The sequence below is a fragment of the Luteibacter sp. 621 genome (assembly GCF_050435445.1).
Lineage (GTDB): Bacteria > Pseudomonadota > Gammaproteobacteria > Xanthomonadales > Rhodanobacteraceae > Luteibacter.
On sequence record NZ_JBNDKI010000021.1, the window covers coordinates 50143 to 63961 of the forward strand.

Consider the following 13819-nt stretch of genomic DNA (forward strand, 5'->3'; position numbering starts at 1 on the left):
GGTTCAGCGGTAGCGACGGCGCGGCGGCTCATCGCGCTTGACCACGATGCGTACCGGGCGCGGCTTGCGGAGCAGGGTGATCCAGAAGGCGCCTTCAAAAAGCGCACCAGCGGCGAAGAGGAACATGGCGCCCGTGGCGAAGCCCGCGATGTAAAGGGAGGCGGCCGTGCCAAGAATCGCTGCCAGGATCGTGAAACGCTTCATTGCTGCTCCTGTCGGTGTTCGACGTGTTAGGTGAAACGTGGGGCCAGCATGGCACGAAACCCAGCCGAGCGGCTGAATCGAATGGAAAACACGACATCTAAACGTTCACGGTCGCGTGAGACGATTGCGCCAGAACATGAGTATCAAGAGTCTTATCGTCTCGCAGTTCGCGGTGGACCATGTGCACCAGCCGGGCAACACCGCCCGATGAACCCTGGAGCTGCCATGACCACTGCCTTTCGTTCCCTCCTGGAGCGCTTTGTCCGCCTCGAATCGGTGGGGCCAACCCTCATTCGCCTTGCCATCGCCATCGTCTTTATCTGGATCGGCGCATTGAAGTTCGTACCTTTCGAGGCCGACAGCATCACCCCGTTCGTAGCAAACAGCCCGGTGATGTCGTTCTTCTACGAGCACCCCACGGAATACAAGCCGCACCTGACGCGTGAAGGCCAGCTCGTTCCCGAACAACGCGCGTGGCAAGAACAGAACAACACCTATGGTTTTTCCCGCGGCCTTGGCGTCGTTGAACTGACGATCGCCGCCCTTGTGCTGTCGTTCCCGTTCTCGAAGCGACTCGGGCTGCTGGGCGCGTTCCTCTCGTTCGCCACGACCGTCGTAACGCTATCGTTCCTGATCACCACGCCTGAAGCATGGGTGCCTGCACTCGGCGATGCACAACACGGCTTCCCGTACCTCTCGGGCGCCGGGCGCCTGGTGCTGAAGGACACCCTCATGATGGCCGGCGCGTGGGTCATCGGCATCGATGCCGCAAAGCGGATCCTGGCCGAGAAGCGTCGAGCGTCCTGAGCGTGCGTGGTAAACCGCCACCTATGCAGGTGCCCATTCAAAGGCGTCGACGTAAGTGGTGTCGCGAGACCCGCTATTACCTTGATGGCGCAACCACCAGTTGTGCCACACGCGGTCCGAGAGTTGCTTCGATCATGCGCCGGTCACGCGATCATCGCTGAGCACGGAACGTGATGACCGTGCTCCTGGTGAAGGATCTTCATCCATGCAAAAGGACTAGCAATGAACGAATACGAACGCAAACTGGAAGCGTCGCTCAAGGGTAACCACGAGATCCTGATGTGCATTCCTGGCGACGGTCAGGTGGAAGGCGGTTGGATTGACCGTTGGCTGGGCTCCTTCTTCCGGTCCGGCATCTAAGAAGTGGGCGCGTGCTTAGCACGCGCCCACCTAGTTACCCAGCGCGACGATAAAAATGACAAACGAATCCTTGCTGAGACAACACCTGGAACCTGTTGTCTCGTGGCTATATGCCGACTCTCCGATCTGGACTTGCGTTGGCCTGTTCGGAGGCTTCCTCTTCAGCAGCCGCTTCCTGATCCAATGGCTGCGCTCCGAGCGCAAGGGACGAATCGTCGTTCCTTCCGCGTTCTGGCACCTCAGTTTTTGGGGGAGCCTTGTATCCCTCGTCTACGCCGTCCATCTGGACAAACTCCCTGTCATTCTCAGCTACGTGTTTTTGCCTGCCCTCTATGGAAGAAATCTGTGGCTGCTCAAAAAGTCGAGGTAGAGCATTGTTTGACCCGGGTAATACGTAGAGTGTGTGATGGTGGTCACGTTTTGGTGCTAGCGTAAGAACTCGCGTGTCCGGGCAGGCGGACAGGTCCGTGCCTTATCCCTTGGGGGGGGATGGGGCGTCCTCGGCGCAGGTCGTGGGGAGAGCACGCGTGGTGGCGCAACGGTCGACGGCGCAGGCGGTCCGCTACCGGGCCTTTATCAGCTACAGCCACCGGGACAAGACCTGGGCGGCGTGGCTGCATCGTGCGCTGGAAACGTACGCCGTGCCGCACCGGCTCATCGGGCGCGTCACGGATCGTGGGGCCGTGCCCAAACGCCTGGTGCCTATCTTCCGCGACACCGATGAACTGGCCACCGCGCGCGACCTGGGTAAGGAAGTAAGCGATGCCCTTGCGCAGTCGGCATGCCTGCTGGTCGTGTGCTCCCCCGAGGCGGCACTGTCACGTTGGGTCGACGAAGAAATCCGCACTTACCAACGCCTCGGCGGCGCGGAACGCATCTTCTGCCTGGTTGTGGCGGGTGAGCCCAACGCAAGCCGGATGACCGGGCGTGGCGCAGAGGAATGCTTCCCGCCGGCACTAAGGCAGCGCTACGACGCGGAAGGCAACCTCACCGATGATGTGATCGAGCCCTTGGCGGCCGATGTGCGTCTCGGTGGTGATGGCAAGCACGACGCCCTCTGCAAGCTCGTGGCCGGCATGCTTGGCGTCGGACTGGATGAGCTTAAACGCAGGGACTTGCAGCGTCGGGCCCGGCGAGCCGTCGCGATATCGACCGTTGCCGTAGCTGTGATGATCGTTACAACGATTCTTGCGATCAGCGCGACCATCGCGCGCCGGGATGCTGTAGCGGCCAGTCATGTGGCTGAGCGCAGGCAGAAGGATGCGGAAGACCTCGTCGCGTTCATGCTCGGCGACCTCAACGATAAGCTGGCGCAAGTCTCCCGCCTGGATATCCTCGAGGCGGTGGATGATCGCGCCATGGCCTATTTCCAGGCGCAGCCCACGCATGAGGTGAGTGGCAGGGCGCTGCTCCAGCGTGCCACCGCGCTCGAGAAGATCGGGAGTGTACGCCTTGACCAGGGGAGGCTCGATGCGGCCCTGGCATCCTATGAAGCTGCGCGCTCCGTAGCCGCCAACCTCACGGCGAAGGACCCTGCGAACATCCCGCGCCAGGTGTTGCTCGCGGAAATCGTCACCTTCATCGGCATGGTGCACTGGCGCCAGGCGCGGCTGGATGATGCGCAGCATGCGTTCGCCGATGCGCGCGCCACGCTTGCGCGGGCCGAACAAACGGCGCCAGAAAACAACGACCTGCATTTCCAGCTCGCCATGCTGGATAACAACATGGGCCGTGTCATGGAGGCACGGGGTGCGATCGACGAAGCCGAGAAGCACTACGGCGACATGCTCGCGCGGATGCAGCGGCTCGCGGTAGCCGAACCCCACGACGCGGACGTCGCGGAGTGGCTGGGTTCGGCGCACTACAACCTTGGCAAGGTCGCGCTGTTGCGCGGCGAGATTGCAAACGCCATTGCGCAGTACTCGGCCGACGAGGCGATCCAGGCCCGCCTCAGCAGTGCAGACCCGAAGGACGCCAATCGTAAGGACAGCTTGCTTACCGTGCAGGCGATTCTTGGGCGTGCACAGGCGCTGGCCGGCGACGTCCCGGCTGGCATGCAACGCTTGCAACGAGCGGTCGATGCAGCACACACCCTTGTGGCGCTCGATGCGACCAACACGGATGCGCAGGAGCATGTCGCGCTGTTCTCTACCCACCTGGCCCGGTTGCGACGCCTGACGGGTGACGCCTCCGCGGCACGTGAGCTGATGGCCACGGCGCTGCCCATTTTCATGGGGCTACGAAAGCAGGATGCGCATAACGCCGGCTGGCAGCGCGAATACGCCGAAGCGCGTACAGAGGAATCGTTGCAGGCCGGCCAGCGTGGCGATACAGCGCTGGCCAGGGCTAGTGCGGCGGAGGCGATGGCGGTGCTCGAGCCACTGAAGGCCGCGCAACCCGGTGATCGCGCCACGCTGCTGGCGACATTATCGGCGCACCTCGCCGCAGCGGATGTCTCGCCTGATCCGGCCGAGGCCCGCGCGCTTCGCGAAGGCGCATTGCATGATGCCGCGACGCCGACCCATGGGCAAACGGATCCCCGCCTGGTCGCGTTCCAGGTAGAGGCGATGCTTGCACTTGGACGACACGCCGAGGCCGAACCGCTCATCCGCACGCTATGGAACGCGGGCTACCGCGACCCCGCGCTTGTCCAGCAACTACGTCGCGCGCACATCGATTACCCCGTCAACCAGGCCTTCCAGCGCGAGCTGGTGGCCGCGACGGTGGGAGGCAGGTAGCAGGGACCGTTAATGATCCACCACTGCACCAGGAGAACGACATGTCCGATAAGCCCGATGACGAACCCAGCAGCGAAGATCGCCACGACCTCCGCGATAACAACCCGGATGATTCCGACAGCCCGATGCCCGCGAACCTGAAAGAGGCGCTGGTCACCAGGAAGCCAGGCATCAAACCCTCATGATCCCACTGGTCGTCGGTGTCACCAGCCATCGCGATATCGCGCCCGGCGACATCGAGCCGGTTCGCGAAAAGGTCCGGGCATTCTTCGCGCAACTCCAGGAAGATTTCCCGGGGCTACCCTTGCTCGTGCTCTCTGCGCTGGCCGAAGGAGGTGACCAGCTCGTGGCGGAAGAAGCGCTTGGGGTGGGGGCGCGACTGGTTGCGCCCTTGCCCCTGCCGCCCGAGCTGTACGTCGACGACTTCGATGACGCGGGAGTTCACGCCACCTTCGAATCGCTGCGGAAACGGGCGGAGGTGGTGCTGCTGCCGCGGTTGATGGATATACCGCGGCATATCGTGGGCTCACCGGGGGCGGCCCGCGACCGGCAGTACGCGAAGGCCGGCGTGTACATTGCCAGCCATTGCCATGTGCTGCTTGCCCTGTGGGACGGTAATGAGGCCAATGGGGTAGGGGGCACCGCGCAGATCGTGCACTACCACCTGACGGGTGGGCTGCCTGGGCCGACACTGCATCACAACCGCATGCGTCATGTGTTGGCGGGTGGCGACGAAAGCCTGCTTTACCACATCGTGTGCCCGCGCGCGGGTGAACCTGTGGCCGAGGGCCTGAACCGGTGGGAGGCAGGCTGGCGGATTGCCGAAGACATGGCGTTCCAGCCGAAGCTACCCGGGGATTTCCGCCTCATGTTCGAGCGCATGGCGGAATTCAGCGATGACGCGAAGCGCCATGCCGGCGAGATCGACGCTGCACCGCGCAGCCTGCATGGCAGCCCCTCTGGCGCCACAGCCATCATCGAAGAGGTGTTCCACCAAGCCGACTGGCTTGCCATCCATTTCCGCAAGCGCGTGGTGCTGGCGCTGCGCGCCACATACACGGTCGCCGCGCTGATGGGTATCGCGTTTACGTTCTACGCTCACCTGCCAGGCAATAATTCGCTCATCTACGGGTTCCTCCTGCTGTTCGCCACGGGCGGTTTCGTCGCGATGCTGGCAGGAAGGCGTGGATGGCATCGCAAGTACCTTGATTACCGCGCCCTGGCGGAAGGCTTGCGCATCCAGTCGTGCTGGCGCCGCGCAGGCATAGCGGCCAGCGCCGACCACGAGTTCGCGCACGATAACTTCCTGCAGAAGCAGAACATCGAACTGGGCTGGATCCGCAACGTGATGCGGGCGGCAAGCCTGTACCCGTCCACTCACCCCGAAGAGCCCGGCGACGTGAGCCTGCAGGAAGTCATTGACGAATGGGTCGGCGAATCCGGCAAGTCAGGGCAGCTGCACTACTACGAATCCAAGACCGCCGAGCGCACCGGGTTGCATCACATCACCGAGACCGTGGGCCGCATCAGTCTGTGGGGCGGCATTGCGATCAGTGTGTTCCTTGCCGTGTTCGCGCTGAGGCTCGGCGAGGAAACCAAGGTCACCCTGGTGACCTTGATGGCGGTGCTATCCATCATCGCGGCGGTTCGTGAGGCCTACGCATACCGCAAGGCCGATCGTGAGCTCATGCGCCAGTACTGCTTCATGCAGCGGATTTTCACGAGTGCGCGCTGCGCGCTCGACCGCGCCCACGACCCGGCCCAGCAACGCGCGATCCTGCACGCGCTGGGTGAAGCGGCCCTCACCGAACACGCCGAGTGGACGCTCATGCAGCGCGAACGGCAGGTGGAGCACAGCAAGCTGTAAGTTCAGATCCGGCGAGCCCGCAGGCCATCCAGGCTCCACGCACCCGCGCCCCACACGGCGAACTGGATAAGCCCGCCGGCGATCGACAGGTTCTTCAGGAAGTGGATCTGCTGGTTCGCATCATCGAAGTGAGCGTGGAAGGCGAAGGCCGTCGCGAGGGTAAACAGCGCCATGAGCCCTGCGACCAGTTTAGTGCGGTAGCCAAGCAGCAGAAGGGTGCCCAGGCCAAGCTCGACAGCGATGGCGGCGAGGTAGGCGATATCGGGCAACGGGAGGCCGGCCGAGGCGATGTACGCCTTGGTAGCCGCGGGAGCCGCCACCTTGCCGATGCCAGACACAAGGAACAGGCTGCACATGAGCAGGCGGCCAATGAATGAAACAGCGGGATAGCGATCGATGGTCACGGCGAGCTCCTGGTCCTGATGGTCGTGTAACGCTGGCATTCTGCCGTGGCGGCGCGCGCTGTCTTGTACAGGCGCGGCGTGCCGGGCAGCGCTCAGGCCACCGATGCCACAAGACCATCCTCGAACCATTCCCGCAAGAGCTGCCCAGCCACGGTAGCGATATCCGCATCGGGTTGTTGCGCCGCAAGCAATGCACACAGGTCGCCAAAGGTGCCCCCAGCCATCGCAAGGTCGAGGCAGGCGGTTTCATGCGGAGGCATGCTGACAAAGCGCGGTGCGAGGTCGCTGCGCCAGACCCTGACCGCTACGGGGGCTGGGAGAAGAGCAGGCGCTGGGTGCCCCTCCACGGTGGAAAGCGCCGACCAGATGGCCGCCGCATTCGTATGCAGGTGCCGGAAGCGTAACGAAGGCACGAACGTGAAGGTCGCCTGTTCCCAGTCGGCGACCACCACGGCCCGTAACGTCAGCGGGGAAGCATCCTGCGCATAGAACGCCTGACGCAGGGCGTGATCCAGCCACGCCAGTTCCGCTGCGGGGTCGGGTTGCACGAGCGTGTTGGCGACAAAGGCGGGAAAGCCGTGCCCGTAGTCGTTCAGGCTCCACGCCGCTGAGGGGTTGTCGTCGATATAGCCCTGGGCCAGCGCGTCGAACACCTCATCGCCCACCCACAGGGCGACCCGTTCATACGTTTCGCGCAACGCGCCGAGCAACTGGCCGCGATGGTTGTTGGCATACACACGCACGCCGCGAGGGTCGGCCGCGATGGCGCCCTCTACGCCGGCGAGCGATGCCAGCAGCGCGCGTTGCAGGTCGATCAGTTTCATGCGGCCGCAGCGATACCCGCCACATCCCGGGCCACCTGCAATTCAGCAAGCAGCTCGGCAAACGGGGGAATGTGGTCATCGCGTTCGATCATGGTGGCGACGGGCCCAAGGCGCGAAATAAAGCGCTGGTAAAGGTCCCACACTGACGTCGGCACCGGCGCATCGTGCGTATCGACCAGCAGGTCACGACCCTGGCTATGCCCCGCCAGGTGGATCTGGCGTACGCGATCCAGCGGGATGTGGTCGAGCCACTCGTCGACGCTGCGGCCATGATTGGTGGCGCTTACGACGATGTTGTTGACATCGAGCAGCAGGTAGCAACCCGTGCGCGCGCAGAGCGCGGCAAGGAACGCCGCTTCGGTCATGGAGCCCGGGAATTCGAGATACGTAGATGGATTCTCGAGCACCAGGGGCCTGCCGAGCACGTCCTGGGCAACGCGTACGTTGCGGCTCACGACATCCAGTGCTTCATCGCTATACGGCAGCGGCAGCAGGTCATGAGCCTGGATGCCGTCGACGGCGGTCCAGCACACGTGATCGGATACCCATAGCGGATCGAAGCGATCGGCCAGGCGGCGCAGTTGCTTTAGGTAATCCATATCGAGGCCATCGACCGCCCCGATATTCATGGAGACGCCATGCAGCGCGAGAGGGTAGCTGGCACGCACCTGCTCCAGCATGTGTAACGGCCTGCCGCCATCCACCATGAAGTTCTCGGAGATGACTTCAACGAAATCCAGCGGCTGCTTCGTTGCCAGTACATCCTCGTAATGCGGCACGCGCAGGCCCAGGCCAAAGCCGTGGAAGGTCGGAAGGGTGGTGGTGGTGGCCATGGTGCTCTCCGGGAAGGGCCCGGCCGCATGGTGCGGCCGGGCGCTGCGATCAGGCGGCCGGCGGGGTGGTGCTGCCGCCCTGCGCCTTGCACTCGGATACCGAGACGGCCTTGAAGCCCTGGCCCTTGCACTGGTTCTGGCCCTTGCACTCGTGGTTGCCCGATTTGCAATCCGAGGTGCCCTTGCAGGTGTTGATGCCATAACAGTGGACGGTCTTGCCGGCAGCCTGATCAGCCGCCTGTGCGGGCGCGACGATGGCAGCGGCAGAGACGGCGAGGAGGGCGGCAGCGGCGGCAATGCTGTGCGTGGCGGTTTGCATGGCGAGTCTCCGTGAAGTAATAGGTTGCCGAAGTGGCATGGATAAGTTCGTCGGCGTTGGCTGGCCGGTTACACGTGTGGCAAAAAAATTCGTGATGCCCGCATCAACGGATGCGCAGCACGTGGTCCAGCGAACAGCGGCCACCACCCCGGGCGATAAGGTAAAGGAGGATAGCCGCCCACGACAGGTGCGTCGGCCACGCGTCGGGGTAGACGAAGACCTCGATGATGGTGGTCATGCCCAGCAGCACCGTCGCTGAAAGCCGTGTGCACAGGCCTAGCACGAGGAACATGGGTACGAACGTTTCGACGTACGCCGACATGTGCGCCGCGATCTCGGGTGGAAGCAGTGGCAGCTTGTATTCGGTACGGAAAAGCTCGTAGGTGCCTTCGGTGATGGTCAGGAACCCATCGACCTTGGTTCGCCCAGACTGGAAGAAGATCGCGGCGATCGATACGCGGCAGGTCAGGGCAAGGAACGAGTGCCCGAGCAGCTTCTCGGCCTGCGTGGCGAGCGCGTTCCATCGGTCGCGGAGTGAGCGTGTGGCCGTGGGTGTCGTGGCGAGAGATTCCATGGGAAGGTCCTTCAAAGGGCGGCCAGGGCGCCGGTGGTGAGGAGGCGGGCGAAGACCAGATCAGTGCGCGCCGTGGGATAAAGGTGCAGAACATGCTCGGCGCAGGCCGCGAGCGTCGTGCCGCCCTCACAAGCATCGAGGAAGGCAAGCGTGGGCAGATCGACAAGCGCCATAGAGACGTCCATGGCCGGGCGTGTCACGAACGCGGCCTGCGGCACCCACGCCATGCCCTCGGCGACTGGGGCACCAGCACGGCTCGCCTCCCATATCGCAACCACCGGGAATCCGGACGAGAGCCACTTCGTTGCGGGGTGGGGTACCACTGCGAGCTCGCCGAGCTCATTCGGGTTGAGGTCGCGGATGGCCGATACGCCAAGGGATGGCGCATCGGCGGCGGCGTAGCTTTCCAGCCAAAGCCGGTCGAGCCGCGCCACGTCCGCGAGGTACGGCAGGTCAACGGCCGCTGGTGCCGAGGCAAGGAACTCAGGGAAGCCCGCGCCATAGGCGAGCAGCCGCGCATCACATGCGGGGTGCTCCGCAAAAAAAGCCGCCGCGGCGGAACGAAACCACGCCTGCCCCACAAGGCAGGCCACCGCGGGGAAGTTGGCCTCGAGCGCATCGATGGCGGCACGCAGCATGGTGCTCCTGTGCACCGCCATGCCAGGCTGCTGGCCGAGGCGCGTGGTGGGCACCTCGCGCCGCAGCTCGGCATGGAATTCGCGCTGGAAGGCAGCCAGTGACATGGAGCCTGCCGGTCAGCCGATCTTCGTCAGCGAGCCGTTACCCTTCGGCGTCTTGATGGCCGTGCATGTACCGGCCGGCACGTTCTTCCATGCGTTCTTCTGGTAATCGGCTTTGGCGGTACCCGCGCAGGTGGTACCCGGGCCGGCGGCGCAATCGTTCTGGCCGGCCTTGGCCACGCCCCAGCACTTCTCCACGGCGGGTTTCTTCGCGTCTTTCTGGTCATCCGCGTGAGCGACGCCGGCCACCAGGGCGGCGACCGAGAAGGCGAACGAGGCGACGTAACGAGGGGTCATGGGTTTGCTCCAGTCATGCCGGGCCCGTTGGCCGGCTTCATGGAGGAGTTCGCGGCGTGGCCGGGCCCGGTTACACATGGGCCAAAAAAAATGTTTCACGCGCCCTGTAACCAGGTGCCAACCTGTGGCGAACTAAAAGTCATGGATGCCGTACCTTACTTCGTGCCTTTAAGTCGCCCGCCTGGCGTTGCCTGGGCGTGGATTACACTGCGGGCCACGTCGGGACGCGGCGAACGGAACCGAAGCGAAAGGGTGGCGATGACGAGCGAGGCAGTACGCGAGCACGCGCCCGAGGGGCCGTCCGCGATCGAGCTGGAACTAAGGCATTGCTTCGTCCTCGGCCTTGGGGGCGATGCGGCCTCGTATCGCCAGTTTCTGGAGGCCCTGGCCTGCCATCTCCGCGCCTACCTGCGGCGTCGCTTGCCGCGTGCGCTGGAAGACGTCGAGGACATCCTCCAGGAAACCCTTCTTGCCATCCATAACGCGCGGCACACCTACCGTGCCGGTGAACCGGTGACAGCCTGGGTGCACGCGATTACCCGCTACAAACTCATGGATTTCTTCCGGGCACACGCGCGCCGCGAGGCACTCCACGATCCCATCGGCGACGATGACCTGTTCGTCGCCTCCGATGCGGAGCCGGCCGATGCGCGGCGCGACGTGGGACAATTGCTCGGAACGTTACCGGACCGCCACCGCGTGCCTATCGAGCTGGTCAAACTGCAAGGCCTTTCCATCACCGAAGCCGCTCGCTGCAGCGGCCTGTCGGAGTCAGCGGTGAAGGTGGGCATCCACCGCGGCCTGAAGGCGCTGGCGGCCCGCATCCGGGGTGGCGCATGAAGACCGACGACTTCATCGATTTCCTGGCCCGCGAATCCTCGCCGCCCCCGGGCAGCCAGGCGGGAGGCCCGCGTTTTGCCGTGGGTGTCATCGCCGGGCTGCTGGCGTCGTCAGCGCTCATGGCGGGCCTGCTGGGGTTGCGCCCCGATCTGGCGCAGGTCATCCACCAGCCGATGTTCTGGGTGCGCCTTGCGTTCCCGGTGGCGGTGGCACTCGCCGCGCTCCACCTGACCACGCGACTGGCGCGGCCGGGTGCACGCGTGGGTGGCGGCGCGTGGGTCTCGCTCGCCCTTCCCATCGCCATCGCGTGGGGCCTGGCTGGCGTGGTCCTCGCGGAGGTGGCACCGGATGCACGCGGTGCGCTCATGCTGGGGCACACGTGGAAGGTGTGCTCCACGCTTATTGCAGTGCTCTCGTTGCCATCGATCGTCGCCGTGTTCTGGGCTGTACGTGGCATGGCGCCGGTGCGTCTGCGCTTGGCCGGCGCGGCGGCGGGTCTGCTCGCCGGCGCGATGGCGGCCATCGCCTATTGCCTGCACTGCCCGGAGATGGCCCCGCCGTTCTGGTCGCTGTGGTACCTGCTGGGCATGCTCATCGCCGGTGGGCTGGGCGCGCTCGCCGGGCCGCGGTTCCTGCGCTGGTAACGAGGTTCGGCACCCCTTTGCCCCCACCTGGCGAAGGTCGCAACTGTGACGTAGCCGCCGTTTTTGCGGCTGACAGGCACCTGGCGTACGGCTAGACTCTGGCCGGCCGCTTCGCGGCGGCGTCACCATGGGGAATAAGGAAATGACTTTACGTACTGGCAGGATGCTGGCGCTCCTGTGTGCCGCACCTCTCTTTTTTGCCAGCCTCGGCGCCCACGCCCAGCAACACCCGTGCGCCGGTCCCGGGCCGGGCGAAGTGGTGGTTGGGATCGTCCCGGCCAGCAATGGCATCGCCCAGACGCCGATCTGCGCGCCAGCGAACGGCGGATACGCCGACTCGGCGGCCCCGCCCGCACCGTTGCCCGATGTATTCATGTCGGTCGTCAGTCATCCGGACACAGATAAATACTGGTTCGCCCACGGGTTCGGCAGCAACCCGGCGGCAGAGAACGCAGCCCTCGATGCGTGCAGGCAGGCGATGGGCAGTGATGGCTGTGGCGTCATGGATTCGTGGTCGAACAACGCCAACATCGTGGTGGTGGAAGACGCCGCCGGGAACATCTTCGCCAAAGGCGGGCAAAACTTCTTCAAGGCATGGTTTGCCGCGCGTGAGGAATGCCAGAAATATTCCTCGGGTTGCCACAAGGTCGAGACGTTGTCGAACGCCTGGGGCGGCGGCGTTGTCGAGGGGCCGCGAGCGCCTCTTCCGCGCAGGCCGTGGGGCGCTATCGCCCGGCCGAAGACCAAGGCCCCGGAGCCGCTCGACGATACAGCCTGGATCGCCACGGGGCAGGGCGGTATCAAAGCCGCAGAAGATGCCGCGATGGCTGCGTGCCAGGAAGCCAGCCATCTTGAATGCCAGGTTCGCGTGAGCGCCGGCGGCGGCTACATGGCCCGCATGGTTAACGATAAGGGTAGTGTCTTCTGGTTCAACGCACCGACGCTGGATGCCCTGGACAAAGGCATCCAGAACAACTGCCCGAAAGGTGACGCGTGCCGCGTTGTCGACACCTTCGACGTCCGTCCGCCGTCCGTCGGAACACTTGAGGTCAGCGTCTCGAAGGCACCATTGCGAGGCTTCGTCTCCATGGCCCGGCCGATAGACGACCAGGCCGAGAAGGCGTGGGATAAGCGAGCATTTGTCTCTGGCCAGCCCTCGGTAGCGGCCGCCCAGGCCGCAGCCATCGCGCTGTGCGAAAAACGCAGCGGTGCGAAATGTGAGGCGACCCCCAAGGATGGCGACAACGGCGTTGACCAGTTCCTCGTGCTATTCCGTACCTCCACCGGCGAGCCGAGAAGCTTCTGGGGTACGTCGGCCAGCCAGGCGCTGAAGTGGCGCGACAAGTGGTGTGAAGAGCAGAACCTGCAGTGCCCGCAGGGCACGATGGTCGATCTTGCCAAGAAGAATGTCAGTACCGAATTGAAACTCTGACTGGCATAGCGCGACCGTTGTAGGCGAAGGACTACAGACGGCCGGCCAGGGCTCGTGGAAAAATACGACCGGCCCCGCTCATGCGGGGTCGTTGCGTTACAGGGGACATTGAATACGACTGGCTGGTCGCCGCACCCGGGGGGAGTGCGCCGCGACGGGATGCGCGCACGCGTGTCCCGGCGGCTGCGCCACGCCGGGCCCGGTAGGTCCGGCTGGTTCAACCGTTTACAGGGGGACCACCAGATGAACAAGCTTCTTGGCACCGCGCTCCTCGCCGGCACTATCCTGCTGACCGGCTGTGCCGGTAAGCCGCAGCGCCCCATTGCTTTCACCGCACCCGCTGTTACCGCCCAGCCGCAAAAAGTGGGCGTGGCGATGACTGCATTGCCCAAGGTTGATACCTCGCTGCCGGGCGCCGGCTGCCTGCTGTGCCTGGCTGCCGCCGCTGTGGCGAATTCCACGCTCACCAGCTACACCCATACGTTGCCCCAGGAAGACCTGCCGAAACTCAAGCAGCAGGTTGCCGAGTTGCTGCGCAAGAAGGGCATGGACGTTGTCGTTATCGAGCAGGACATCAACGTCGGCAAGCTTCCCAACGCGCAGGGGAAGGGGCCTGACATCGCGAAGAAGGACTTCTCGTCGCTGGGTCGCCAGTACAACATCGATCACCTGGTCGTGATTGATATTTCCCAGGTCGGCTTCGAACGCATGTACTCGTCCTACATTCCTGCCAGCGATCCCAAGGGCGCCGTGACCGGCCTGGGTTACGAGGTGAACCTCAAGACCAACGCGTATGAGTGGTACGCGCCGGTGAACATCCGCGTCAGTGCCGAAGGCAAGTGGGACGAGCCGCCGAAGTTCCCTGGCCTCACCAACGCCTATTTCCAGGCGCTGGAGATGGGTAAGGACAGCTTCCTGAAGCCGTTCAGCGGCTGA

At 64.3% G+C, this 13819-nt stretch carries 18 protein-coding genes; 10 read left to right on the forward strand and 8 right to left on the reverse strand.

From position 1 onward, the window contains the following. Positions 1–3 precede the first annotated feature (3 nt). Positions 4–204: a hypothetical protein gene (locus tag ABIE56_RS18780; RefSeq protein ID WP_429245329.1), complete on the reverse strand. Its 201-nt coding sequence runs from the start codon at positions 202–204 to the stop codon at positions 4–6. A gap of 225 nt (positions 205–429) precedes the next feature. Here ABIE56_RS18780 and rclC point away from each other — a divergent pair, with 225 nt between their 5' ends. From rclC to ABIE56_RS18810, 6 genes are all read left to right on the forward strand, one after another. Further along, entirely contained in the window at positions 430–1011 is a 582-nt protein-coding gene (gene rclC / locus ABIE56_RS18785) for a reactive chlorine resistance membrane protein RclC (protein WP_429245330.1), read from the forward strand. A gap of 222 nt (positions 1012–1233) precedes the next feature. Next, complete coding sequence (locus ABIE56_RS18790; RefSeq protein WP_429245331.1) at positions 1234–1371, forward strand: hypothetical protein; 138 nt, start codon at positions 1234–1236, stop codon at positions 1369–1371. 55 nt (positions 1372–1426) lie between these two features. Next, entirely contained in the window at positions 1427–1741 is a 315-nt protein-coding gene (locus ABIE56_RS18795; protein WP_429245332.1) for a lipid-A-disaccharide synthase N-terminal domain-containing protein, read from the forward strand. Positions 1742–1901: 160 nt separating this feature from the next. Further along, positions 1902–4109 carry a TIR domain-containing protein gene (locus tag ABIE56_RS18800; protein WP_429245333.1) on the forward strand — a complete coding sequence of 736 codons (2208 nt, stop codon included), beginning with the start codon at positions 1902–1904 and terminating at the stop codon, positions 4107–4109. A gap of 41 nt (positions 4110–4150) precedes the next feature. Beyond that, a complete protein-coding gene (locus ABIE56_RS18805; RefSeq protein WP_429245334.1) occupies positions 4151–4294 on the forward strand; it encodes a hypothetical protein in 144 nt (47 codons plus the stop codon). Next, the gene (locus tag ABIE56_RS18810) at positions 4291–5976 is read left to right on the forward strand and encodes a hypothetical protein (RefSeq protein ID WP_429245335.1); all 1686 of its coding nucleotides are present in this window, start codon (positions 4291–4293) and stop codon (positions 5974–5976) included. The genes ABIE56_RS18805 and ABIE56_RS18810 overlap by 4 nt, the downstream gene beginning before the upstream one ends. A gap of 2 nt (positions 5977–5978) precedes the next feature. Here the strand turns inward: ABIE56_RS18810 and ABIE56_RS18815 are convergent, their stop codons facing one another. From ABIE56_RS18815 to ABIE56_RS18845, 7 genes are all read right to left on the reverse strand, one after another. Then, positions 5979–6380 carry a DoxX family protein gene (locus tag ABIE56_RS18815; protein ID WP_429245336.1) on the reverse strand — a complete coding sequence of 134 codons (402 nt, stop codon included), beginning with the start codon at positions 6378–6380 and terminating at the stop codon, positions 5979–5981. Positions 6381–6472: 92 nt separating this feature from the next. Then, complete coding sequence (locus ABIE56_RS18820; protein ID WP_429245337.1) at positions 6473–7204, reverse strand: DNA-binding domain-containing protein; 732 nt, start codon at positions 7202–7204, stop codon at positions 6473–6475. Then, positions 7201–8037 carry an MNIO family bufferin maturase gene (bufB, locus tag ABIE56_RS18825; protein ID WP_429245338.1) on the reverse strand — a complete coding sequence of 279 codons (837 nt, stop codon included), beginning with the start codon at positions 8035–8037 and terminating at the stop codon, positions 7201–7203. Before bufB ends, ABIE56_RS18820 begins: the two co-directional genes overlap by 4 nt. A gap of 49 nt (positions 8038–8086) precedes the next feature. Next, on the reverse strand, positions 8087–8356 hold the full coding sequence (gene bufA2 / locus ABIE56_RS18830) for a BufA2 family periplasmic bufferin-type metallophore (RefSeq protein WP_429245339.1): 270 nt from the start codon (positions 8354–8356) through the stop codon (positions 8087–8089). A gap of 103 nt (positions 8357–8459) precedes the next feature. Continuing rightward, complete coding sequence (locus ABIE56_RS18835) at positions 8460–8930, reverse strand: DoxX family protein (protein WP_429245340.1); 471 nt, start codon at positions 8928–8930, stop codon at positions 8460–8462. Positions 8931–8941: 11 nt separating this feature from the next. Next, a complete protein-coding gene (locus ABIE56_RS18840; RefSeq protein ID WP_429245341.1) occupies positions 8942–9673 on the reverse strand; it encodes an HvfC/BufC family peptide modification chaperone in 732 nt (243 codons plus the stop codon). 12 nt (positions 9674–9685) lie between these two features. Continuing rightward, positions 9686–9967 (reverse strand): BufA1 family periplasmic bufferin-type metallophore, encoded by a 282-nt coding sequence (locus ABIE56_RS18845; protein ID WP_429245342.1) that lies wholly within the window; start codon positions 9965–9967, stop codon positions 9686–9688. A gap of 258 nt (positions 9968–10225) precedes the next feature. On the opposite strand from ABIE56_RS18845, the gene ABIE56_RS18850 reads away from it, so the two are divergent. From ABIE56_RS18850 to ABIE56_RS18865, 4 genes are all read left to right on the forward strand, one after another. Further along, positions 10226–10807, forward strand: a complete 582-nt coding sequence (locus ABIE56_RS18850; protein ID WP_429245343.1) for a sigma-70 family RNA polymerase sigma factor — start codon at positions 10226–10228, stop codon at positions 10805–10807. Next, positions 10804–11451: a DUF1109 domain-containing protein gene (locus ABIE56_RS18855; protein WP_429245344.1), complete on the forward strand. Its 648-nt coding sequence runs from the start codon at positions 10804–10806 to the stop codon at positions 11449–11451. Before ABIE56_RS18850 ends, ABIE56_RS18855 begins: the two co-directional genes overlap by 4 nt. Before the next feature lie 142 nt (positions 11452–11593). Continuing rightward, complete coding sequence (locus tag ABIE56_RS18860; RefSeq protein WP_429245345.1) at positions 11594–12883, forward strand: DUF4189 domain-containing protein; 1290 nt, start codon at positions 11594–11596, stop codon at positions 12881–12883. Positions 12884–13126: 243 nt separating this feature from the next. After that, the gene (locus ABIE56_RS18865) at positions 13127–13819 is read left to right on the forward strand and encodes a hypothetical protein (protein WP_429245346.1); all 693 of its coding nucleotides are present in this window, start codon (positions 13127–13129) and stop codon (positions 13817–13819) included.

Excerpts from the sequence above, each read along its gene's own strand:
- ABIE56_RS18780 (WP_429245329.1), bottom strand. The coding sequence starts at position 204 with ATGAAGCGTTTCACGATCCTGGCAGCGATTCTTGGCACGGCCGCCTCC.
- rclC (WP_429245330.1), top strand. The coding sequence starts at position 430 with ATGACCACTGCCTTTCGTTCCCTCCTGGAGCGCTTTGTCCGCCTCGAA.
- ABIE56_RS18790 (WP_429245331.1), top strand. The coding sequence starts at position 1,234 with ATGAACGAATACGAACGCAAACTGGAAGCGTCGCTCAAGGGTAACCAC.
- ABIE56_RS18795 (WP_429245332.1), top strand. The coding sequence starts at position 1,427 with ATGACAAACGAATCCTTGCTGAGACAACACCTGGAACCTGTTGTCTCG.
- ABIE56_RS18805 (WP_429245334.1), top strand. The coding sequence starts at position 4,151 with ATGTCCGATAAGCCCGATGACGAACCCAGCAGCGAAGATCGCCACGAC.
- ABIE56_RS18810 (WP_429245335.1), top strand. The coding sequence starts at position 4,291 with ATGATCCCACTGGTCGTCGGTGTCACCAGCCATCGCGATATCGCGCCC.
- ABIE56_RS18820 (WP_429245337.1), bottom strand. The coding sequence starts at position 7,204 with ATGAAACTGATCGACCTGCAACGCGCGCTGCTGGCATCGCTCGCCGGC.
- bufB (WP_429245338.1), bottom strand. The coding sequence starts at position 8,037 with ATGGCCACCACCACCACCCTTCCGACCTTCCACGGCTTTGGCCTGGGC.
- bufA2 (WP_429245339.1), bottom strand. The coding sequence starts at position 8,356 with ATGCAAACCGCCACGCACAGCATTGCCGCCGCTGCCGCCCTCCTCGCC.
- ABIE56_RS18835 (WP_429245340.1), bottom strand. The coding sequence starts at position 8,930 with ATGGAATCTCTCGCCACGACACCCACGGCCACACGCTCACTCCGCGAC.
- ABIE56_RS18840 (WP_429245341.1), bottom strand. The coding sequence starts at position 9,673 with ATGTCACTGGCTGCCTTCCAGCGCGAATTCCATGCCGAGCTGCGGCGC.
- ABIE56_RS18845 (WP_429245342.1), bottom strand. The coding sequence starts at position 9,967 with ATGACCCCTCGTTACGTCGCCTCGTTCGCCTTCTCGGTCGCCGCCCTG.
- ABIE56_RS18850 (WP_429245343.1), top strand. The coding sequence starts at position 10,226 with ATGACGAGCGAGGCAGTACGCGAGCACGCGCCCGAGGGGCCGTCCGCG.
- ABIE56_RS18855 (WP_429245344.1), top strand. The coding sequence starts at position 10,804 with ATGAAGACCGACGACTTCATCGATTTCCTGGCCCGCGAATCCTCGCCG.
- ABIE56_RS18860 (WP_429245345.1), top strand. The coding sequence starts at position 11,594 with ATGACTTTACGTACTGGCAGGATGCTGGCGCTCCTGTGTGCCGCACCT.
- ABIE56_RS18865 (WP_429245346.1), top strand. The coding sequence starts at position 13,127 with ATGAACAAGCTTCTTGGCACCGCGCTCCTCGCCGGCACTATCCTGCTG.